19 protein-coding genes are annotated in these 20,668 nt (G+C 67.6%); 9 read left to right on the forward strand and 10 right to left on the reverse strand.

From position 1 onward, the window contains the following. The first annotated feature begins 137 nt into the window (after positions 1-137). A complete protein-coding gene (locus tag HLH48_RS18885; protein ID WP_408871471.1) occupies positions 138-788 on the forward strand; it encodes a GcrA family cell cycle regulator in 651 nt (216 codons plus the stop codon). A 94-nt stretch (positions 789-882) separates the two neighbouring features. Here the strand turns inward: HLH48_RS18885 and HLH48_RS18890 are convergent, their stop codons facing one another. Continuing rightward, positions 883-1,569, reverse strand: a complete 687-nt coding sequence (locus HLH48_RS18890) for a bactofilin family protein (RefSeq protein WP_246387536.1) — start codon at positions 1,567-1,569, stop codon at positions 883-885. A 274-nt stretch (positions 1,570-1,843) separates the two neighbouring features. Between HLH48_RS18890 and HLH48_RS18895 the strand changes: the two genes are divergently transcribed. From HLH48_RS18895 to HLH48_RS18915, 5 genes are all read left to right on the forward strand, one after another. Beyond that, positions 1,844-2,860: an adenosine kinase gene (locus HLH48_RS18895; RefSeq protein WP_182999032.1), complete on the forward strand. Its 1,017-nt coding sequence runs from the start codon at positions 1,844-1,846 to the stop codon at positions 2,858-2,860. A 236-nt stretch (positions 2,861-3,096) separates the two neighbouring features. Beyond that, positions 3,097-4,164, forward strand: coding sequence for a nucleoside hydrolase (locus HLH48_RS18900; protein WP_182999033.1), 1,068 nt, complete (start codon positions 3,097-3,099; stop codon positions 4,162-4,164). Beyond that, on the forward strand, positions 4,161-5,594 hold the full coding sequence (locus HLH48_RS23705; RefSeq protein WP_182999034.1) for an amidohydrolase family protein: 1,434 nt from the start codon (positions 4,161-4,163) through the stop codon (positions 5,592-5,594). Before HLH48_RS18900 ends, HLH48_RS23705 begins: the two co-directional genes overlap by 4 nt. Positions 5,595-5,745: 151 nt before the next feature. Beyond that, entirely contained in the window at positions 5,746-5,976 is a 231-nt protein-coding gene (locus HLH48_RS18910) for a hypothetical protein (RefSeq protein ID WP_182980641.1), read from the forward strand. Continuing rightward, on the forward strand, positions 5,973-6,353 hold the full coding sequence (locus HLH48_RS18915) for a type II toxin-antitoxin system death-on-curing family toxin (protein WP_182980640.1): 381 nt from the start codon (positions 5,973-5,975) through the stop codon (positions 6,351-6,353). Before HLH48_RS18910 ends, HLH48_RS18915 begins: the two co-directional genes overlap by 4 nt. An 85-nt stretch (positions 6,354-6,438) precedes the next feature. Here the strand turns inward: HLH48_RS18915 and HLH48_RS18920 are convergent, their stop codons facing one another. From HLH48_RS18920 to HLH48_RS18930, 3 genes are read right to left on the reverse strand one after another with little or no spacing between them, the layout of a single operon-like run. Beyond that, a complete protein-coding gene (locus HLH48_RS18920; protein WP_182999035.1) occupies positions 6,439-7,230 on the reverse strand; it encodes an ABC transporter permease in 792 nt (263 codons plus the stop codon). Next, complete coding sequence (locus tag HLH48_RS18925) at positions 7,227-8,066, reverse strand: ABC transporter permease (protein WP_182999036.1); 840 nt, start codon at positions 8,064-8,066, stop codon at positions 7,227-7,229. Before HLH48_RS18925 ends, HLH48_RS18920 begins: the two co-directional genes overlap by 4 nt. Then, entirely contained in the window at positions 8,063-9,091 is a 1,029-nt protein-coding gene (locus HLH48_RS18930; protein WP_182999037.1) for an ABC transporter ATP-binding protein, read from the reverse strand. Before HLH48_RS18930 ends, HLH48_RS18925 begins: the two co-directional genes overlap by 4 nt. Before the next feature lie 182 nt (positions 9,092-9,273). Here HLH48_RS18930 and typA point away from each other — a divergent pair, with 182 nt between their 5' ends. The 3 genes from typA to HLH48_RS18945 all read left to right on the forward strand — a co-directional run bounded on the left by typA (position 9,274) and on the right by HLH48_RS18945 (position 13,270). Further along, positions 9,274-11,097 (forward strand): translational GTPase TypA, encoded by a 1,824-nt coding sequence (gene typA / locus HLH48_RS18935; protein ID WP_182999038.1) that lies wholly within the window; start codon positions 9,274-9,276, stop codon positions 11,095-11,097. A gap of 270 nt (positions 11,098-11,367) precedes the next feature. Then, entirely contained in the window at positions 11,368-12,741 is a 1,374-nt protein-coding gene (locus HLH48_RS18940) for a GGDEF domain-containing protein (RefSeq protein ID WP_182999039.1), read from the forward strand. Between the two features lie 253 nt (positions 12,742-12,994). Continuing rightward, the gene (locus HLH48_RS18945) at positions 12,995-13,270 is read left to right on the forward strand and encodes a hypothetical protein (protein WP_182999040.1); all 276 of its coding nucleotides are present in this window, start codon (positions 12,995-12,997) and stop codon (positions 13,268-13,270) included. 163 nt (positions 13,271-13,433) lie between these two features. Here HLH48_RS18945 and HLH48_RS18950 read toward each other — a convergent pair whose 3' ends face one another. From HLH48_RS18950 to HLH48_RS18975, 6 genes are all read right to left on the reverse strand, one after another. After that, positions 13,434-14,693: a D-amino acid dehydrogenase gene (locus HLH48_RS18950; RefSeq protein WP_182999041.1), complete on the reverse strand. Its 1,260-nt coding sequence runs from the start codon at positions 14,691-14,693 to the stop codon at positions 13,434-13,436. Then, on the reverse strand, positions 14,690-15,865 hold the full coding sequence (gene alr, locus HLH48_RS18955) for an alanine racemase (RefSeq protein ID WP_343065446.1): 1,176 nt from the start codon (positions 15,863-15,865) through the stop codon (positions 14,690-14,692). The genes HLH48_RS18950 and alr overlap by 4 nt, the downstream gene beginning before the upstream one ends. Positions 15,866-15,986: 121 nt before the next feature. After that, a complete protein-coding gene (locus HLH48_RS18960) occupies positions 15,987-16,913 on the reverse strand; it encodes a DUF3034 family protein (protein ID WP_182999043.1) in 927 nt (308 codons plus the stop codon). A gap of 128 nt (positions 16,914-17,041) precedes the next feature. Next, positions 17,042-18,226 (reverse strand): methyl acetate hydrolase AcmB, encoded by a 1,185-nt coding sequence (locus tag HLH48_RS18965; RefSeq protein ID WP_182999044.1) that lies wholly within the window; start codon positions 18,224-18,226, stop codon positions 17,042-17,044. Between the two features lie 97 nt (positions 18,227-18,323). Then, positions 18,324-19,355, reverse strand: coding sequence for an AraC family transcriptional regulator (locus HLH48_RS18970; RefSeq protein WP_182999045.1), 1,032 nt, complete (start codon positions 19,353-19,355; stop codon positions 18,324-18,326). A 192-nt stretch (positions 19,356-19,547) separates the two neighbouring features. Beyond that, complete coding sequence (locus tag HLH48_RS18975) at positions 19,548-20,573, reverse strand: NAD(P)/FAD-dependent oxidoreductase (protein WP_182999046.1); 1,026 nt, start codon at positions 20,571-20,573, stop codon at positions 19,548-19,550. Positions 20,574-20,668 lie beyond the last annotated feature (95 nt).

Below are 20,668 nucleotides of genomic sequence, written 5' to 3' on the forward strand. Positions count from 1 at the left end.
TTCCGCACCGGTTTTCCCCCGGGTTGTGAACAGGTTATTCCCAGCCTTGTCCACAAGATTTTGTGGTGGAAAGGTTGAGTCCACCACAAGATAAGCCTAGTTTGCGGCTGTCCTTCGTCGGGAGAGATGGCATGGCTATGGAATGGACCGAGGAGACGATCGCGCGTCTTCGTGCGCTTTGGCAGCAGGGGCTGTCGACGGCCGAGATCGGCCGCCAGCTTTCGGTGACGAAGAACGCGGTCGTGGGCAAGGCGCATCGTCTGGGCCTGGAAGCGCGCCCGTCGCCCATTCGCCGGCCGCCGGCAGCGCGCGCGGGGACATCGGGGAACGCGGCCGCGGCGCCGGAGATGATGACCGCCGCCGTGCCGACCGTCGTGGCGGTGCCGCCGGTGGCCGTGGCTCCAATGGCCGTCGTTTCGGCGCCCGTGGCTTCGGTGCCTGTGGCTTCGGCGCCTGTGGCTCCGGTGGTCGCGCCTCCGGTGGAGGCGCCTGCCGTCGTGGCCGTGACGCCGGTTCGGGCGGCCGAGCCCGAGACCGTGGCCGAGGTGGCCGCGCCGCCGCCCGCCGCCGTGCCCGCGCGGCCGGAGACGCCGCGTGCGCCGTTGCGCGCGGTGTCCGGCCCCGCGCCCCGCCGCAGCGGCTTGAGCTGCTGCTGGCCGCTCGGTGATCCGGGCACGCCGGGATTTCATTTCTGCGGGGCGACGCCGGTCCCTGGAAAGCCCTATTGCGCGGAGCATGCGCAGCTTGCCTATGTGAAGCTGCGCGACCGGCGGGACAACGTCGCCTGACGTGCGGCGTTTGGCCGAAACACGTCCCGAACACGCATAAAAAACCGCCCCGGATCGTGTGATCCGGGGCGGTTTTCGTTTGGAGGTCCGGCCTTCAGGCGGCCGGCGGCTCGTCCGGAGCAGGGGGTTCGACGGGGGCGGGAGCCGGGGCCGGGTCGGCGCCGGTGATCATTTCGAGATGGCCGCTGACCTGGCCGCCATCCTCGACTTGCAGGCGCCGGCATTTCGCCTTGCCCAGCAGACGCCCCGTGGAGCGGATGGTCAGGCTGCCGCGCACCGTCAGCGTGCCGTCGATGGTGCCGGCCAGATCGGCGTCTTCGACTTCGATTTCACCACGGAACATGCCGCCATGGGTCACTTGCAGTTCCTGGGCGTTGATCATGGTCGATTCGACGGTGCCTTCGACCACCAGGCGCTCGGCGTCCTGGATCGAGCCCTGGACGCTGATCCCGCGTCCGACCACCAGGGTGCGGCGGTCGCTGGTGTCGCGGCGGGGGGCAGGGGCCTGGCCCGGCCGGCCGGGGACCTGGGCGGCGCCGGGCGGGGTGGCGGGGCCGGGCGGGAACGGGGGACGGGACATGGAGGCACTCTCCTTGGACGACTGGGAAGACGAGTGGGGGGACGAGGAGGGAGCGCCGGCCGGTGTGCCCGGGCGGACGGGAACGGCGCCGGCGGGCGGCGGTGGGAATGCCGTCTGTGGACTGGCCGGCCGGCCGGACGGCGACGATGCGCCGGCGGGCGGTGTCTCGTCTTCTGGCTTGCGTTTCTTGAACAAAAGCATACCCCGCTGCTGTCGAAGGTGAAGCCGCGCATGGCCCGGCGGTCTGGACACGGGTGTTTTCCGAGGGTGATCCGGAAAACCGGTGTCTGGAACGGTTAAGGACTACACGTGCTGATGGCGTCGGAAAAGCGGGAAGCCGCAACTTTACGAACAAGAAATGCAGCCATTGCGACCCCGCTGCCCCGGTGTTAGCGAGTGGGCTGTCTGTACGACGATTTTGGTGATTTGATGGCGTGCCCGCCTGGTTGATGCGCCGGCGCGCGGGAGAAATGGAATGTCTGTGACGGATGCCGGCAGCGCGGCCGAATGCCGCTTCGATCTGCTGGGGATCGGCAATGCGATCATCGATGTTCTGGCGCCGGTCGAGCCGGATTTCCTGACCGAGCATGACATGATCCCCGGCAGCATGATGCTGATCGATGCGGACAGTGCCGAGAAACTGTACGGGCTGGTGCGGCGCGAGCGCGAGATGGGCGGCGGGTCGGCGGCCAATACCTGCGTGGTGGCCGCCAGCCTGGGCGCGCGGGTCGCCTATCTGGGCAAGGTCGCGGACGATGCGCCGGGGCGCACCTTCGCCGCCGACCTGCAACGGTCGGGCGTGCATTTTCCGTCTTCGTTCCTGGACGGCCGGGCGGCGCGCGAGCAGCCGACGGCGCGCTGCCTGGTGATGGTGACGCCGGACGGCCAGCGGACGATGAACACCTATCTGGGCGCGTGCGTGACCTTCGGGCCCGAGGACGTGCTGGCCGACGTGGTGGCCGATGCCCGCGTGACCTATCTGGAAGGCTATCTGTTCGACCCGCCGCACGCGCAGGAGGCCTTTCGCCAGGCGGCGGCGCTGGCGCATGGCGCCGGGCGGCGGGTGGCACTGTCGCTGTCCGACCCGTTCTGCGTGGCAAGGCATCGGGATGCCTTCCGCGACCTGGTGCGGGGGCATATCGACATCCTGTTCGCCAACGAGGAGGAAATCTGCTCGCTGTACCAGACCGAGGATTTTACCACGGCGATGAACCAGGCGGCCGCCGATACGCATTTCGCGGTGCTGACGCGCTCGGGCCTGGGCAGCGTGATCATGCGCGGCGACGAGCGGATCGACGTGGCGCCGGTGGCGACGCAGGTGATCGACACAACCGGCGCCGGCGACGCCTATGCCGCCGGCTTCCTGGCCGGCTGGACCTCGGGGCGCACGCTGGCGGAATGCGGGCGGCTGGGCAGCGTCGCGGCCTCGGAGATCATCTCGCATTACGGGGCGCGGCCGCTGGTGAACCTGCAACAGGACATGGACCTGTAGGACCGGGCGAAAGCGTCCCTTTTCGAACAGCCTTCCGACAGGCTGTCGGAAGGGGCATTGCCGTGGTGAGCGTGGCGGCGGCGGCGGTTCATATGAGCCGGATTGTCGTCGCCCCAATCCACCGCCCTGGCCGGCGCATGGGCGCGGACTGATTTTCTGACCGGCGAGACAAATTTCCGTTTCGCAACCGGCGGCGGATCGTGGCATTCCGATACGACCACGAAAAGGATGCCGCGATGTCGCTCGACCGCAGACAGTTTCTTGCCGGGGGAGCCCTGCTGACAAGTGCTCTCATGCCCCTGGACCATTCCCGCGCGCAGACGGCGTGGACGGTTCTCGGGCAGCCGGTCGCGTCTGTGCCCTGGCTGCGCGACGTGCGCCGGGTGATCATCGACACCGATCCGGGAACGGACGACCTGCTGGCGATCATCATGATGCTCGGTTCCACGCGCATCACGACCGAGGCGATCACCGTGACGCCGGGCAATATCGGCTACGAGCAGGAAGTGCGGAACACGCTCTTCCTCGTGCAGACCCTGAAGAACGGGACGATACCGGTGCATCGGGGTATCGATCATCCGCTGCTCGGCCGGTCCTATCCGGCTGCCGGGTTCATTCATGGCCGCTATGGATTCGGCGACATGGTGGTGCCGGAGGTCGCGCTGAAACCGGCACCCGACCATGCCGCACTCGCCATTTCGCGCATCGTTTCCGCCCATCCGGGCGAAATGGTGCTGCTGGCGCTCGGCGGCTTGTCGAACATCGCGCTTGCCCTGCTGCTTGACCCTTCGATCGCCCGCAAGGCCCGTGGCATCGTGATCGTCGGCGGACGCTATGAAGGGATCGGCACGTCGGTCAGCTTCAACGCGATGGTCGATCCGGAAGCGGCCGATATCGTGCTGCGCTCGGGCCTGCCGATCGCCATGACGGGCAGCCTGGGTGAGACGGAGATGCTGACGCAGGCGGATTTCGACCAGATCGCGACATTCGGCACGGCGAAGAGCGCGCTCTTCCTGAAATCGAACGCGGAACGGCTGAAATTCGAGACCGAAAAGCGGCACAAGCCCGGTGCGACCTATGCCGATCCGTTTGCCGCCACCATGCTCCTTGAGCCCTCCGTCGCCCTTCAGTTCGAAGCCGTTCATGTTGCGGTGGAGTTGAGCGGCACCGAAACGCGGGGGTCCTACGTGTTCGGTGGGACGCATATCTATACGGGCGACGCGCTGCCGGCGAACGTGGCCATCTGTAGCAGGGCATCGCACGAGATATTCCGCGACACCGTCTTTCAGGCCCTGCGCGCGTGATCGGACGCGCCGCGACGCTGGCAATTGCGGTGGCCGCCTTTCTCCTGCCGGCCGCCACATGGGCCGTGCCGGCCTGCACGGTGCAGCGCGGGACGGGCGAGACGGTGATCCGCGCGACCATTCTGACGCCGGACCGTATCCTTGCGCCGGGGGAAGTGCGCATCGATTCCGCCGGACGGATCGATTGTGTTGGTGCGCGTTGCGCGGCGTCGTCGTCCGCCACGCGCATCCTTTGCCAGGATGCCGTGTTGTCGCCCGGCTTCATCAACGCGCACGACCATATCGATTTCGACAATATCGGCCCCCGACCCGATAGCGGCGAGCGCTATGCCCATCGTCATGAATGGCGCAAGGGGCTGGACGGTCATCGGCTGTTGCAGGATTTCAGGCCCGATCGCGATCCGCTGTCGTTGAGCTGGATTGAACTCCGCTTTCTGGTCGGCGGCACGACCTCGACCGTGGCCGAGCGCATGGCGCCCGGCCTGCTGCGCAACCTGGATTTTCGCGACGGGCTGGAGGGGATCGCCATCGCCCCTGTGACCTACGCGATTTTTCCCCTCGACGATTCGCCGGGGATCATGCGCACGCAGGATTGCGACTATGGGCCCCATCCGGCGACGCATGATCTGGTCGCCCATGCGAGCGCCTTCCTCGCCCATGTCTCCGAAGGGCGGGATGAGGCGGCGCGCAATGAATTTCGCTGCGAGAGTTCGGAGACATACGACACCACGCCCCAGGCGGGAGGCGGCGGCATGAGCCATGACTGGATCATGCCGCAGGCCGCGCTGATCCATGCGGTCGCCCTGACTCCGGCGGATTTCGACCTGGTCGCGGCCCGGCGGGCAAGCCTGGTCTGGTCGCCGCGCAGCAATCTTTCCTTATATGGGCAGACGATGGACGTGCTGGCGGCCCGGCGGCGGGGCATCACCATCGCCCTGGGGTCGGACTGGCTGCCGTCCGGGTCCATGAACCTGAATCGCGAACTGGCCTGTGCCGTGCATTTCAATCACAGCCATCTGCATGATGCGCTGAGCGATGACGCATTGTGGCGCATGGTCACGCTCAATGCGGCACGCGTCGCGGGCGCGGAGAAGGAGATCGGGAGTATCGCGGTCGGCAAGCTCGCCGATCTCGTGCTGTTCGCCGATCCCGCGCATCGTGGTGTCCATGCCGTCGTGCGCGCCAGGCCGCAGGACGAGATGCTGGTTCTGCGCGGTGGCACGGTGCTGCTGGGGCGTGGGGATCTGGTCGATCGGCTGCGCCCGTCCTGCGAAGCGATCGATGTGCCGGGGGTCTCGCTCAAGCTCTGTCCGGAGCCGGGTCGCGTTTCCGCTGCGGAACTGGAAGCCTATGCCGCGCGCCACGCGCTGTATCCACTGGCATTCGACGGAACGCCGCCCGACGAACCGCCCTGCGAGACCGCGCCCTAGATGTTTGGCTGCATTCGCGGCTTCATGCCCCTTGGCCCATATTTCGTTGAACGGATCGGGGACATCGAGAACGGATGGGTGACTGGGGGCGTTTCTTGATGTATCATGATCTGTCATGATATGCTGCGGCACTCAACAGGAGAGTGTCGCCATGGCCACCCAGCAGCGTGAGAAATTCGCCACCCAGGTCGATCCGCAGATCCTGCAGGCGGTGCGCGATCTGGCCCGCAGCGAAGGACGGCAACTCCAGGCGCTGGTCGATGAGGCGTTGGCCGACCTGATCGAGAAGCGGAAACGGCAGCGTCCGCGTGCCCATGTCATGGCCGCCTACCAGGCCAGCCATGAGGAATTCGCGCCGCTCTACCGGAAACTGGCCGAGTGACGGACTATCCGACCGTCATTGAGATATTGGCTATCCACGACGATCAGATCGGGCGCTATGGCGGAGCGACGGGCATCCGGGATCAGGGTTTGCTGGAAGCGGCGCTTTTCCGGCCGCAGACCGGTTACTATGCCGATCTGATCGAAGAAGCGGCGGCGCTCTGGGAAAGCCTGTCGCAGAACCATCCCTTCATCGATGGCAACAAGCGCACGGCCTTCGCCGTGACCTGGACCTTCCTGGCCATCAACGGCGCGAGGCTGACGGCCGGCGCTGGTGAGACGGAAGACTTTATTCTTGGCCTCTACGCCGGTGGTACGTTTGATTTCGAGCATTTGAAGCCGTGGCTTCGCAATCATGTCACCACGAGCGCGTCCTGATGGTGTGAAGGCCGATGCGCTGCGCGGCCTCGCTTCCGCCCAACGAACCGCCATGCGAGACCGCGCCGCAGGGCAGTCGTGGCCGTCAGCTTCCGGTCGAGGCGTGGCGGCGGACGGCTGCCTGCCAGTATAGCAGCATGATCGCCAGGAAGGCGAAGCCGGCGGTGGGGGCCAGTGTGGCCGCCATCGGGTGTGGGGAGCGGCCGAGGATGGCCAGCATGGGCTCGTAGGTGACGGCGCCCAGCGGAATCACGCAGGTCATCAGGCGGCGGAACCAGCGGGCGTCGAGGTCGAACGGGTATTGTCCGGCCTCGACGCCGCCATAGGTGAGGACGTTGACGACTTCCAGGCTCTCGATGGTGCGGAAGGAGAGCGCGGCCTGGCCCACCAGCACGCCGAGGAAGAAGGCGATGCCGCCGGCGACGGTCCACAGCATCATCGGCGCGGTGAACAGGAGGGGGCGCACCGGCGTCATGCCCAGGCCCAGCGCCAGGACGGCCGCGCCCTGGGCCAGGCGGGCCAGCGGGCGGAGGCGGAACTGGTGGCCCAGCAGTTGCAGCACCGTCCAGCGCGGACGCAGCAACAGCCGGTCGAAGGCGCCCGCGCGCAGGAAATCGTCGCCGAAGCGCTCGAACCCGTAACCGATGGTCTCGGTCAGCGCGAATTCGATATTCACCAGCCCGTAGAACAGCGCCACCTGGCCCACCGTCCAGCCGCGCACGGTGCCGAAGCGGTGGAACAGGACCCAGATCGCGGCGAAGCCCAGCAGGGTGGTGGCCAGATGGCCGGCCATCTGCATCAGGAAGGCGCCGCGATAGCGCACCTGGCCGGCGAGGGAGGCCCGTGCGTAGCGGAGCCAGAGGGCGAGACCGTTCATCCGCCCTGGATCTCCAGCCGGTGCAGCGTGCGCCGCAGGGCCGCGCGGCCGGCCACGGCCACGGCCGCGAGCCAGGCTGCCTGCTGGCCCAGCGCGAGGATTGCCCGGCCGCCATGCAGCGTGCCGAGCCAGAACCGGCAGGGCAGGTCGCCCAGCCCGGCGAAGGGCTGAAGGATGAGGACTGTCTGGAACGCGCCGGGGAACAGCGCCAGCGGCAGCATGTTGCCCGACAGGATCAGGGCCAGCGGCGTGATGACGGCATTGCCGCCGGCGGGCGAGAGGGTGCGGACGGTGACGATGTTCAGCAGCACGACGATGCAGGCCGAGAGCGCCAGCCCGAGCAGGATCGAGACGGCGAACAGCGCGGCATCGGCGATCGAGGGCGGCGGGTGCAGCGCCCATGCGCCGAGCCCGGCGCGCGGCAGGAGCAGGCCGGCGAAGGCGAGCATCAGCAGGGCGCGGGGGACCAGCCGGCCGAGGATGCGCGCGGTGGCGCGGCAGAACCACCACCACCAGAGGTCGACGGGACGCAGCAGGTCGTGCGCCACCGCGCCGCCGCGCACCGCGTCCGCGATGTCGGGGTCGCAGCCCCAGGGCATCAGGGCCAGGGTGGCCTGCATGATCCAGACATAGGTGATGGTCTGGTGCAGGGCGAACGGTGCCGCGGCGCCGTCGCCCCCGTGGGCCATGCGATAGAAGGCGGCGTAGATCATGATGTTGATCGCGCCCCACCAGCATTGGGTCACGAACCCGGCCAGGGCCGCGGCGCGATAGCGCAGGGTGGTCCGCCAGCGGGCGCGGAAGGCGGCCAGGTAGGGGGTGGCGGCCTGCATCATGGGGTGGAGGCGTGGCGTTCGTAGAAGCGGCTGATCACGTCCTCGATCGACGGGCGGGTGATCGTGACGTCGGCCGGCGCCGCCGTGCCGGCCGGGGTGCCGGGCGGGGCCAGCAGGCGGAGCAGGTCGGCCGCGCCGATCCGCGCCGGGTCGAAATCCAGGGCCAGGACCCGATCGGCGGCGGGCAGGCGGGACACGCCGGCCGGCAGGGCGATCGCGGGCGCGGGGCCGTCGAAGGTCGCGATCAGCCGGCGCCCGGAGAGGGTGGTGGCGCGCAGGGTCTCGAAGGGGCTGTCGGCCAGCACGCGGCCGTGGCCGATGACGATCACCCGTTCGGCCAGGGCCTCGATATCGTGCATGTCGTGGGTGGTCAGCAGGATCGTCGTGCCGTCCTGGCGGTTGAGGTCGCGGATGAAGGCGCGGATCGCCAGCTTGGAGGGGGCGTCCAGCCCGATGGTCGGTTCGTCGAGGATCAGCAAAGGCGGGGCGTGCAGCAGGGCGGCGGCCAGTTCGGCGCGCATGCGCTGGCCCAGCGAGAGCTGGCGCACCGGCTGGTCGAGGAAATCGGCCAGGCGCAGGGTTTCGACCAGGCGGGCCCGCCGCGTGCGATAAAGGGCGGGGGGCACGCGGTAGATGTCGCGCAGGAGGGCGAACCCGTCATCGACCGGCAGGTCCCACCAGAGCTGCGAGCGCTGGCCGAACACCACGCCGATGCGCGCGACATGGCGCAGCCGCTGCGCCCACGGCACCAGCCCGCCCACCGTGACCCGGCCGGAATCCGGCCGCAGGATACCCGACAGGATCTTGATGAGGGTGGATTTGCCGGCGCCGTTCGGGCCGATCAGCCCGGTGATGGTGCCGGGTTCGATGGTGAACGCCACGCCGCGCAGGGCGGCGATGGTGCGCCAGGAACGGCGGGCGGGCAGCCAGCCCGCCAGGCCGCGCCGTCCGCCGGGGGGAGAGGCGGCCACGCGATAGGACTTGCACAGATCCTCGACGACGATCCGCGCGGGAGAGGAGGGCATGGGCGGTTCCGTGCAGGGCAGGGTTCGGCGGGGCGGGTGAAGTTTCGCGTGCAATCCGCGTGCGTCCCCTCTATCTACCCCGGTGAATACAGAACCATCCGTCGGTTCCGGCCGCGGCGCAAGGGCGCGCGGGCGGCCGGCATGCCCGTCCGGGCCCGCGAAGGAAGTCAGGTCACACACGTATGGATATTCGCAATATCGCCATCATCGCCCATGTCGACCATGGCAAGACCACGCTGGTCGACCAGCTTCTGAAGCAGTCCGGGTCGTTCCGCGAGAACCAGCATGTCGCCGAGCGGGCGATGGACAGCAACGACCTGGAACGCGAGCGCGGCATCACCATCCTGGCCAAATGCACGTCGGTGGTGTGGAAGGACACCCGCATCAACATCATCGACACGCCGGGCCACGCCGATTTCGGCGGTGAGGTCGAGCGGATCCTGAGCATGGTGGACGGCGCGGTGGTGCTGGTGGACTCCGCGGAGGGCGCGCTGCCGCAGACCAAGTTCGTGGTCGGCAAGGCGCTGGCGCGCGGGTTGAAGCCGATCGTGGTCGTCAACAAGATCGATCGCGCCGATGCCCGCCCGGACGAGGTGCATAACGAGATCTTCGACCTGTTCGCCGCCCTGGGCGCGAATGACGAGCAGCTCGACTTTCCGATGCTGTATGCCTCGGGCCGGCAGGGCTGGGCGGACGAGGAGCTGGAAGGCGCGCGCAAGGACCTGTCGCCCATGTTCGACCTGATCGTGCGCCATGTGCCGGCGCCGACGGTGGACAAGGAGGCGCCGTTCGCCATGGTCGCCACCATCCTGGAGAACGACAACTTCCTGGGCCGCGTGCTGACCGGGCGCGTCGAGCAGGGCCGCGCCAGGGTGAACATGCCGGTGCGCGTGCTGCGCCCCGACGGAACGGTGGTCGAGACCGGGCGCCTGACCAAGCTGCTGTCGTTCCGCGGGCTGGACCGCGTGCCGGTGGAAGAGGCCGAGGCGGGCGACATCATCGCCGTGGCCGGCCTGTCGGAAGCGACCATTCCCGAGACCATCGCGGCACCGGAAGTGACCCAGCCGCTGGAATCGATGCCGGTCGATCCGCCGACCCTGTCGATGACCTTCCGCCTGAATGACGGCCCGCTGGGCGGCCGCGAGGGCAAGAAGGTGACCTCGCGCCAGATCCGCGACCGGCTGTTCAAGGAGACCGAGGGCAACGTCGCCATCCGCGTGTCGGAAAGCCCCGAGAGCGAGGCGTTCGAGGTCGCGGGGCGTGGCGAATTGCAGTTGGGCGTGCTGATCGAGACCATGCGCCGCGAGGGGTTCGAACTGACCATCGGCCGGCCGCGCGTGCTGTTCCGCACCAATGAGGAGACCGGCGAGCGCGAGGAGCCGTACGAAGAGGCGCTGATCGATGTCGACGAGCCCTATTCGGGCGTCGTCGTCGAGAAGATGGCCATGCGCAAGGGGCTGATGCAGGACATGCAGCCGTCGGGCGGCGGCAAGGTGCGCCTGACCTTCCTGATCCCGTCGCGCGGGCTGATCGGCTATCATGGCGAGTTCCTGACCGACACGCGCGGTACCGGCATCATGAACCGTCTGTTCTCGGGCTATCAGCCCTGGGCCGGGCCGATCGAGGGGCGGCGCAACGGCTCGCTGATCTCGTCGGAAGACGGGGCGACGACGCAATATTCGCTGTATTCGTTGCAGGAGCGGGGCACCCTGTTCGTCGATGTCGGCGAGAAAGTGTATGTCGGCATGATCATCGGCGAGCATTCGCGCGAGAACGACCTGGAAGTGAACCCGGTCCGCGAAAAGAAGCTGACCAACATCCGCGCCGCCGGCAAGGATGAGGCGCTGCTGCTGACCCCGCCGCGCAAGATGAGCCTGGAGCAGGCGATCGCCTATATCGAGGATGACGAACTGGTCGAGGTCACGCCGTCGGCGGTGCGTATCCGCAAGCGCTATCTGGACCCGCACGAGCGCAAGAAGCGCGACCGCGCGGGGGCCTCTGCCTGACAGGGCCGCGTGCCGTCCGGATGCGTGCTTCCGGACCGGCCGCGACTGGTTTTGCGATCGGGCCATGTCGGGACCTGGATGAATTCACGTTCGTCCAGGGGCCGGCGTGGCCCGTTTTGCATGGAAAACCGACCTGTTCGTGTCGGGGTTTCGCTTATCCCGAAGATGCCGTCCGGCCGCCGCGACATGGCGGGCCGCCTGCGCGGGCCGGGTAGTGACCACGGACGCTCCGAACCAGAACAATAATCCGTCTTCGCAAAGGAAGCTCACGTGTTTTTCGCCGAGAATTTTGTGTCGCTGACCGTCGAGGAACAATGGGACTACATCATCGCCCATACGCCGGACAGGATCAGGCACGGGCTTGGTGAAATCGTCCGCCGGAACGGGCGGACCTGCGTCGCCAATTTCTACGAGGCGCTGCTCAACCGGCCGGATGCCGCGGTTTTCCTGGAACGGGACATGGTCGAGCGGCGCCTGACGGGCAGCCTGCTGGCGTGGCTGGAGCGGCTGTTCCCGATGCGGGAGACCGACATGCCCGGGTTGCGGGCCTTGCAGGAGAAGGTCGGCTCGGTTCACGCGCAGCTCGAAATCTCGCCGAACCTTGTCTCCTACGGGTTCTATTTCATCAAGATGAGCATCAATCTGCTGATCGGCGAGTATTTCGAGACGAAGGACGACCAGCTTCAGGCCGTCATCTATTGCCAGTCCATGGTCGATTTCGCCATGACCTACATGAACAAGGCCTATAACACCGATTTCAGGAAGAAGGTCGAGCAGGACCAGTCCTTCAAGATGTTCTCGCTGGGGCAGGACCTGAATTTCGAGAAGGAAACCCAGAAGACGACCTTCTTCGACTGGAGTACCCAGGCCCTGTTCTGCCTGTGCGAGCAGCGTTTGGGCGACTTGCAGACGGTTGCCGAATCGCAGTTCGGGCTGTGGATGACCCACAAGGGGCAGACGCTGTTCAAGGGGACCGAGGATTTCGTGCTGCTGGGGGACCTGATCGATACCATCGACCGGCGTATCGTGGCGGTGCGTGGCGGCGCGGCGGCGTTGGACGGCTTTCCGGCCGAGCTGCGGAACGGCATCCGCGATGTCACGTTCCTGACCAACCGGCTGTTCCAGGCGATGGAGGCGCTGCAAAGCGGGCTGGACCCGCTGACCCGGACGCTGACCCGCCGCTTCCTCGACGTCGTGATCCAGAACGAGATCGCCTTTTCGCTGACCCACGACAAGGTGTTCAGCATCGTTCTGCTCGATGTCGATCATTTCAAGAAGATCAACGATGCCAACGGGCATCTGGCGGGTGACGAGGCGCTGCGCCATGTCGCCGAGATTATCCTGGATACGGTGCGCAGCAACGATTTCGTCTTCCGCTATGGGGGCGAGGAATTCCTGATCGTGCTGACGGAGAGTTCCGGCGCGGAGGCCGTTGCCTGCGCGGAGCGGATCCGCAGCCGGCTGGAGAACAGCGTCATCCCCTGTTCCACGGGAAGCACCCTGTCGCTGACGATCTCGGGCGGGATCGCGACATTCCGCGGCGGGCTGAAGATCAGCACGCTGATCGACCGGGCGGACCGCGCGCTCTATGCGGCCAAGGACGCCGGGCGGAACCGGATCGAGATCTACGACCGCGCCGCCTGATGCGTGCCCGGCCGCCGTTCAGACGTAATTCGTTACGAATTTCGATTTGGGATTACGTTGCAATTAAGGCAATATGTGGCCCACAGGGCTGATATTTAGCAATTTTAATGCGAGACGGGGCGGAGGCGGCGTGCTAGCAATTGCTGGCACGGTCCGTAATACTGGCTTGCGTCGGCTGCCTGGACAGCGATGACTCGCCGGAATGCGGATCCGGGTGTTGATTGGGATGACGTCCTGATTCTGGAGACATTCAATGATCGTTTCGACACGCCGTTTCCTGGCCGCTCTTTCGACCGTCGCCCTGGTGGGCGCCGCTATCCCGGCGATGGCGCAGGACGCGCCGGCGGCTCCGGCCGCCCCCGCCATGACCGCTCCGGCGGCGCCGGCTGCCCCCGCCGCTCCGAGCGCGCCGGAAGCGGCCGCGCCCGCCACCCCGGCCGCGCCGACGACTTCGACCGAGGCGCCGAAGACGCACAAGCACAAGCATCATCACAAGAAGAAGGCCGCGGAAGCCGCTCCGTCCAAGTAATCGGACGGTTCCGTCGCGGCGCGGGCCAAGGCCCGGCGTCCGGAATGAAGCGGGGGTGGCGTGGCCACCCCCGTTTTTTTTGGTGCTCCAGCCGGTTTCTCCGCGAGGTCCGGCGGCGGGCGGCGTATCCCGCGCCTCGTGGCGGGGATGCCGGGCGCGGGGGTCAGGGAGACGTGTAGCGGCTGATGGACAGGTCGAGATGCGGGATGGCGGGGCGGCGGCCGTCGATCAGGTCGGCCAGGAGCTGGCCGGAGCCGCAGGCCATGGTCCAGCCCAGCGTGCCGTGGCCGGTGTTCAGCCACAGATTGCCGAAGCGGCCTGACGGGCCGATGACCGGGGTGCCATCGGGCGTGTTGGGGCGCAGGCCGGTCCAGTAGGTGGCGCGGCCGAGGTCGCCGCCGCCGAACAGTTCGGAAAAGGACAGTTCCAGCGTGCGGCGGCGGTCGGGGCTCAGCCGCTGGTCGTAGCCGGTCAGCTCGGCGGTGCCGCCGATGCGGATCCGGTCGCCCAGCCGGGTCATGGCGACCTTGTAGCTCTCGTCATTGACGGTGGAGGTCGGGGCGCGGGAGGCGTCGGTGAGCGGGACGGTCAGCGAGTAGCCCTTGACCGGGTAGACTGGAAGCCCGATGCCCAGCGGCCGCAGCATCAGCGGCGAGTAGCTGCCCAGGGCCAGCACGTAGGCGTCGCCCGTCAGCCGGCCGGCCGAGGTGCGGACGCCCATGATCTCGGTCGCGCTGGCATCCAGCCCGTGGATGGTGGTTTCGTAGCGGAAGGTGACGCCCAGTTCCCCGGCCTTCTGCGCCAGGCGCTGAGTGAACATGTGGGCGTCGCCGGATTCGTCGCCGGGGAGGTAGAGGCCGCCTTTCAGCAGGTGGCTGGCATGGGCCAGGCCGGGTTCGCGGGCGATGATTCCGGCCACGTCCAGCAAGGCGTGCGGCACGTTGCTCTCGGTGAGCAGGCGCATGTCGTCGCTTGCGTGGTCGAGTTGCGCCTGGGTGCGGAAAAGCTGGATCAGGCCCTGCTGGCGGTCGTCATAGGTGATGCCGGTTTCCGCGCGCAGGCCGGCCAGGCAGTCGCGGCTGTATTCGGCCACCCGCAGCATTCGCGCCTTGTTGACGTCGTAGGCGTGGGCGGTGCAGTTGGCCAGCAATTGCGCCATCCAGCGCAGCATCGGCAGGTCCAGCCGCGCGCGGACGACCAGCGGGCTGTTCTTCTTCAGCATCCAGCCCAGCGCCTTGAGCGGCAGGCCGGGCATGGCCCATGGGGTGGAGTAGCCGGGCGAGACCTGGCCGGCATTGGCGAACGAGGTTTCCATCGCCGCGGCGGGCTGGCGGTCGACGACCGTGACGTCGTGACCCTGTCTGGCCAGGTACCAGGCGGTGGTGGTGCCGATGACGCCGGCGCCCAGGACGATAACCTTCACCCGTTTTCTCCCTGCGGTGATGTGTCTTGCGGTGACGTGTCGTCGCGATAGCGGCGATGGTAGCGGGTGCCCAGCCCGGTCAGCAGTTCGTAGCCGATGGTGCCGGCGGCTGTGGCGGCGTCTTCCAGCGGATGGTGCGGGCCGATCAGGTCCAGCGCCGTGCCGGCGGCGGGCGGGCTGTCGCCGAGGGCGGTGAGATCGACCGCCAGGCAGTCCATCGAGATGCGGCCGACGATGGGCAGCAGGATGTCCGGCCGGTCGGGCAGGACGGCGTGGCCGTGCCCGCCGATGGCGCGGGGGAAACCGTCGCCGTAGCCCACGCCCAGGGTTGCGATGTGGCTGGGGCGGTCGGCGATGAAGCCGGCGCCGTAGCCGACCGCCGTGCCGGGGCCGATCCGGCGGGTCTGGATGATGCGGGCCTGGAGGCGCACCACCGGCTGCATCGGGTTGGACAGGCCGGGGGTGGGGTTGATGCCGTAGAGCGCGGCGCCGGGGCGCACCATGTCGAAATGCCAGTCGGGGCCCAGGAACAGGCCGGAGGAGGCGGCCAGGCTGGCGGGCAGGCTGGGCAGGCGTGCGCGCAGGCGCTGGAAGACGGTACGCTGGGCGTGGTTGGCGGGGTGCGCGGGTTCGTCGGCGCAGGCCAGGTGGCTCATGACCAGTCGGGGGGCGATGCCGGCCAGCGGGGCGTCTTCGGCCAGCAGCGTGTCCACATCGTCTTCGGACAGGCCGAAGCGGGACATGCCGCTGTCGATTTGCAGGGCGGCGGGAAGCGTGGTGCCGGCCTGGTGGGCCAGCGTGCGCCAGCGGGCGATCTGTTCCAGGCTGTTGAGGACCGGGACCAGCCCGGCCGCGTGCAGGGCGCCTTCGGTCCCCGGCATGGCGCCGTTGAGGACGAGGACCGTGCTGTCGGGGCCGAGCAGGGGACGGATGGCGGCGCCTTCGGCGAGGTGGGCGACGAAGAAGGTGCGGCAGCCGGCGCGGTGCAGCACCGGGACCACCCGCGCGGCGCCCAGCCCGTAGGCATCGGCCTTGACGGCGGCGGCGCAGGTGACGGCGGGACCGACCCGGTCGCGCAGGGTCCGGTAATTCGCGGCCAGGGCGGACAGGTCGATGGTCAGGATGCCGCCGGCCCAGGCCGCCGGCTCGTTCGGTTCAGCGGCGACTGGCACGTAGTGCGGGCTCCGGTCGGGATGACCTGACGATAGACCAATTTCATCGGGGCGCAATGTCGCACATGCGGTTTCGGCCGATGGCGGGCGGCAGCAGCCGCCCGCCATCGGCGGGGGAGGATCAGAAGCCGGTCTGCAGGGAGGCGTAGACGCCTGTCTGGTTGCGGAAATTGGCGATGGTGCCGAGGGAGACATAGGCCAGGGTGAGGTTGAGGTGCTTGTTGAGGAAATATGACGCGTAGGCATCGAACCAGTTGTTCTCGGGACTGAAGAACAGGGTCTTCGGCTTTGTGCGGAATTCGACGCCGACCACAAGGCGCGGGATGAAGGGCGGAAGATAGCCCAGGCTGCCTTCGAACTGGGGATGGTAGCTGTTGTCGCGATCGCCGCCGAACCCCAGGAGGCCCACCTGGTTGGACCGCGTGAAGCGGACGGTCGTATCGAGGATGAGATGGGCCTTGCCGAAGATCCTGGTGGCGGCGACGTAGAAATCGGCGCCTTGCGTGGATTTTCCGCCGACGGCGTCGATGACGCGGGCGTCGCGCGCATGTTTGTACATCATGCCGATCGCGACCTGCGGAAGCAGGCCCGCACCGGCGATATTGCCGAAAAGGCGGCCCTTGATACCGAAATTGTCGAGATCGAATGTATAATCATTGCCGATGCCGAGCTTGCGGCCGCTCGATCCGGTCTGCAGGAAATTATGGGTGTATGAAATCTCGACCCGATTGAACAGGCCGAGCAGCATGCCGACATTCTGGTCCTGATAGTTGGTGACGTTGATGTAGGTGTAGTGAAACGCCGTGCCCAGTCCCTTGTCGCTGCCATAGCCGCCGATCGTGGCCCAGCTTGCCAGTCCGCCGCCGCTGGAGCCGTCGAGCGTGCTGAGGCCCGGCGTTGCCAGCGGACGGTTTTCGTCGAACAGGGCCGCCAGGCCGGAGGATTGCTGCTGTGCCGCCCATGCGCCGGAAGACGCGCCCGATGCGGCGCAGAGGGCGGACAGGCACAGGAGTGCCGAAATCTGGATATGGTTCCGGTTTCTGGACATGTGAAAGGATTCCCACGGCCGGCCATGGAGAACGCAGGCGTGTTCTCCATGAGCCGTATTGTTGTTTTTCTTGAAGGGGCGTGTTGGGGCGCGCGGTCCGTCGTTGCGGTCGGCGCGGGTCGGCTCGTTCAGCTTTTATGGAGGTCGTAGACGGTTGTTTCGAAATCCATGAACCCGTTGAATGACGGACCGTCGGCGAAGGGCAGGATCTGCGTGGCCCAGAATCCGCCCAGGCCGTTCCTGCGGTCGATCCAGTAGAACAGATTGGCCAGCCCCGCCCAGCCGAGGGCGCCGGCCGCACGGCCGGTGGGGGCGGCTTCGTCGTTGATCATGAAGCTGTATCCCCATGATTTGGAAAGGCCCGGAAAGAATTCCGCGTTGTTGGACAGGGTGGGGATTACGCCCTCGAGCGGGGTGATCTTCAATGCGCCCAGGCCGTTGCGGGCCATCGCGGCGACGGTCTGGGCGCTGAGCACGCGTCCGTGCTCGCCCTTGCCATCATCGAGGATCATGCGGATGAAGCGCATGTAGTCGCCGACGGTGGAATAGAGCCCATGCCCGGCCATGTGCAGTTCCGGCTCCTGAGGCAGTTCGAAATCGGGAAGGGGCGTGAGCGTTCCGTCCGGTGCGCGCTGGTGCAGCGTGGCCAGGCGGCCGCGCATGGAGGGTGTCAGGGTAAAGCCGGTATCGTCCATGCCGAGGGGGGCGAATATGCGTTCCCGCAGCACCTCGCCCAGGCGGGTGCCGGTGATCCGCTCGACGACCTGGCCGGCCCAGTCGATATTGACGCCGTAATTCCAGCGCTCGCCAGGATCGAACAGCAGGGGAGCGGTGATGGAGGCTTTCGTTGCGGAGACGATGCTGGGAAGCTGGCCGGACTCGGCGAGGCGGCGATAGGGCTCGTTGAAGAAATCATAGCCGAAGCCCGCCGTGTGCAGCATGAGCATCCGCGTCGTGATGTCGCGTTTCGGGGGGCGGAGTTTGGGGATGCCGTTCTCGTCGAATCCCTCCACGACCTGCATGGCGCCGAGTTCGGGGACATGGATCTTCGCCGGGGCGTCGAGATCGAGCCGGCCGTCCTCGACCAGTTGCATGACGGCGACGCCGGCGATGGCCTTGGTGCAGGAGAAGATCCGGAAGACCGTATCGGTGGTCATGGCTGTGCCGCCGCCCAGCAGGCGCTCGCCGGCGGCGCCCTCGTAGAAGGTGTGGCGGCGGTCGGTGACCATGGCGACGACGCCGGGCACCCTGACCGCCCCCGTGACGGTATCGGCGAGGAGCGCGTCACATCGGGTTTTGATCGTTCTATGCATAACTGCCCCCTTGAAACGGAATAGATGCGGGGACAATGCTGCCGGTCTGAACCGCCATCTGCCTGCTGTCGGCAGTGGGGGCCTGTGATCGGCAATGCTATGAGGCGGCGGTCTTCAACGAGTGGTGAGCGCGGGCGAGCGTGGCCGAGGGCAATTCATTGAAGCGCCAGAGATAGCTCCGGGCGAATTCGCTGAAATTCACGTAACCCCAGAGGCTGGCGATGGCGCCGACCGTCATGCCTGGGCCTGCCGCGAGCAGGTCCGCCCGCGTGCCGAGCAGGCGTTGCTCGCGCAGGAAGGCGCTGGGCGTCGTATCCCGGTACCGTCGGAAGGCGCCGGACAGGGCGCGCACGCTGACGCCCGCCGCGGAGGCCACGTCGACCATGGTGGGCAGGGCGGCCGCGTTTTCACGCATGAATTCCTCGGCGCGCCGCACGTAGAACGGGGCGGCGCAGGCGCTTCCACGGTCGAGCGCGATGCCCGCGCCTTCCGCCCAGTGATGCAGCAGCTCGATGCAGACGGTCTCCCCGATGCGGGCGTGGATGCGCGCGCGCGTGGGAGCGCATGCCGTCCGGCCCACGGTGCGGGCGACATAGTCCATCAGGGCGATCCATGACGAGTCCCGGTCGCCGAAACGGACCTTCATGGTCCACAGGGCGTCGTTGGGCAGGAAGCCGAACCAGTGCTGGGCGGTTTGCGCCAGCATGTCGTGGGCGATCGTGAGGTTGAGCTGGAGATGGTCCTCGCTTGCCTTCAGCCAGTAGTCCGTGCGGCTGCAATCGGCGACGAAACTCTCGCCGGCGCGTGTGAAGAGGCTCTCGCCGCGCCCGGCCGCGTGTTCAATGCCGCCGCGCAGGGTGGTCAGGACCAGGACGCGCCCGACGGTAGGATCGAAATCCGAGAGATGCACCGGCACGCCGTAGGAAAAGCGCGTGGCGACGATGCCGCCGGTTTCGACCGAATACATGGTGGCGTCGGGCGCCCGCGATCGGACGAGGGGCCGCGTGCGGTAGGGCATGTAGACCTGCGCGCAGAACGCGTTGACCTCATCCCAGTCGGAGGAATGCGGTCTGTGCTTCTGGGCGAGGGGGCTGCCGTCGGCATCGAGCAGTAACGCATCTTCGAGCATCGGTTCCTGATGACCTTACACATGCCGGGCTGTGCCGTCCTGTCCCGGAGCGTTATCTGTGGCGTCCTGGCGCCTCCGGCGGGAAATCAAAATCTCAGGAAGGGGCGGGTGCGGCGAAGGGTCTTCGGTCTTCTCCTGTCTTCTGCGAGCGGGGAGGGGGACGGCGCGTCGCCGCGCCGTCCGGCCCGGGGGTCAGGCGCGGTCTGGAACGCCCTTGCTGGTGGAATATTCGAAATGCAGCGCGGTGTCGGGGCGCACGATGGGGTGGATGGCGTGGGCGGCCATGGCGGCCTCGCTGAAGCCTTGCAGGATCAGTTTCAGCTTGCCGGGATAGGTCGCGACGTCGCCGATGGCGAATATGCCGGGCAGCGAGGTTTCGCAGCTCGAGGGCACCACCGGGATGGTGCTGCGGACGGAATCGATGCCCCATTGCGCGATCGGGCCGAGATCGGTCGACAGGCCGAAGAAGGGCAGCAGGCGGTCGGCTTCCAGGATGCGGGTGTCGCCGTCCAGGGTCGCGACCTCGACGCCGTGCAACGTGCCGTCGGTGCCGTGCAGGCCGTGGAGCTGGTAGGGGACGATCTTCTCGATCCGGCCGGCGGCCACGGCTTCGTCGAGCTGGCGCAGGCTTTCGGGCGCGGCGCGGAAACGGTCGCGGCGGTGGACCAGCCAGATCTTCTCGGCTTCGTCCTTCAGCGCCAGCGCCCAGTCGATGGCGGAATCGCCGCCGCCGGCGATCACGATGCGGGTGCCGGTGAAATCGGCGCGGCGGCGGACGTAATATTGCACCGCGCCGCTGGCCTCGAAGCCCTCCAGCCCCGCCAGCGGCGGGCGGTTGGGGCCGAAGGCGCCGGCGCCGGCGGCGATGATGACGGCGCGCGCGCCGATGACGTCGCCCTTGTCGGTGCGCAGGGTGAAGGCGCCGCGATGGCCGGCCAGGCCCTCGACCCGGCGGCCGAGCAGGCGGGGGACGGCGAAGGGGGCGATCTGACGGTCCAGGGCCTCGATCAGGGCGCCGCCCTCGATCGCCGGGTGGGCGGGGATGTCGTAGATCGGCTTTTCGGGATAGAGGGCCGCGCACTGGCCGCCGATGCTGTCCAATGCGTCGAGCAGCACGCAATCGAGCTTCAGCATGCCACATTCGAATGCCGCGAACAGGCCGGTGGGGCCGGCGCCGATGATCGCGACATCGGTCGAGAGGGTGGGGGCGTCGGTCATGTCGGTTCCGTGTTTCCGCGCTGCTGGGACGATCGGGGATCCGGTTGTGCGGTCTGTCGCGGGCGAGTGCAAGATGGCGGATGCGTCGGGAGAAA

The organism is Gluconacetobacter sacchari, from assembly GCF_014174255.1.
Classification (GTDB): Bacteria; Pseudomonadota; Alphaproteobacteria; order Acetobacterales; family Acetobacteraceae; genus Gluconacetobacter; species Gluconacetobacter sacchari.

What these genes read in the sequence shown, in the direction of transcription:
- HLH48_RS18890 (WP_246387536.1), bottom strand. Translation starts at nt 1,569, where the DNA reads ATGCTTTTGTTCAAGAAACGCAAGCCAGAAGACGAGACACCGCCCGCC.
- HLH48_RS18975 (WP_182999046.1), bottom strand. Translation starts at nt 20,573, where the DNA reads ATGACCGACGCCCCCACCCTCTCGACCGATGTCGCGATCATCGGCGCC.
- HLH48_RS18965 (WP_182999044.1), bottom strand. Translation starts at nt 18,226, where the DNA reads ATGCATAGAACGATCAAAACCCGATGTGACGCGCTCCTCGCCGATACC.
- HLH48_RS18885 (WP_408871471.1), top strand. Translation starts at nt 138, where the DNA reads ATGGAATGGACCGAGGAGACGATCGCGCGTCTTCGTGCGCTTTGGCAG.
- HLH48_RS18970 (WP_182999045.1), bottom strand. Translation starts at nt 19,355, where the DNA reads ATGCTCGAAGATGCGTTACTGCTCGATGCCGACGGCAGCCCCCTCGCC.
- typA (WP_182999038.1), top strand. Translation starts at nt 9,274, where the DNA reads ATGGATATTCGCAATATCGCCATCATCGCCCATGTCGACCATGGCAAG.
- HLH48_RS18945 (WP_182999040.1), top strand. Translation starts at nt 12,995, where the DNA reads ATGATCGTTTCGACACGCCGTTTCCTGGCCGCTCTTTCGACCGTCGCC.
- HLH48_RS18910 (WP_182980641.1), top strand. Translation starts at nt 5,746, where the DNA reads ATGGCCACCCAGCAGCGTGAGAAATTCGCCACCCAGGTCGATCCGCAG.
- HLH48_RS18925 (WP_182999036.1), bottom strand. Translation starts at nt 8,066, where the DNA reads ATGATGCAGGCCGCCACCCCCTACCTGGCCGCCTTCCGCGCCCGCTGG.
- HLH48_RS18930 (WP_182999037.1), bottom strand. Translation starts at nt 9,091, where the DNA reads ATGCCCTCCTCTCCCGCGCGGATCGTCGTCGAGGATCTGTGCAAGTCC.
- HLH48_RS18960 (WP_182999043.1), bottom strand. Translation starts at nt 16,913, where the DNA reads ATGTCCAGAAACCGGAACCATATCCAGATTTCGGCACTCCTGTGCCTG.
- HLH48_RS18920 (WP_182999035.1), bottom strand. Translation starts at nt 7,230, where the DNA reads ATGAACGGTCTCGCCCTCTGGCTCCGCTACGCACGGGCCTCCCTCGCC.
- HLH48_RS18895 (WP_182999032.1), top strand. Translation starts at nt 1,844, where the DNA reads ATGTCTGTGACGGATGCCGGCAGCGCGGCCGAATGCCGCTTCGATCTG.
- HLH48_RS18900 (WP_182999033.1), top strand. Translation starts at nt 3,097, where the DNA reads ATGTCGCTCGACCGCAGACAGTTTCTTGCCGGGGGAGCCCTGCTGACA.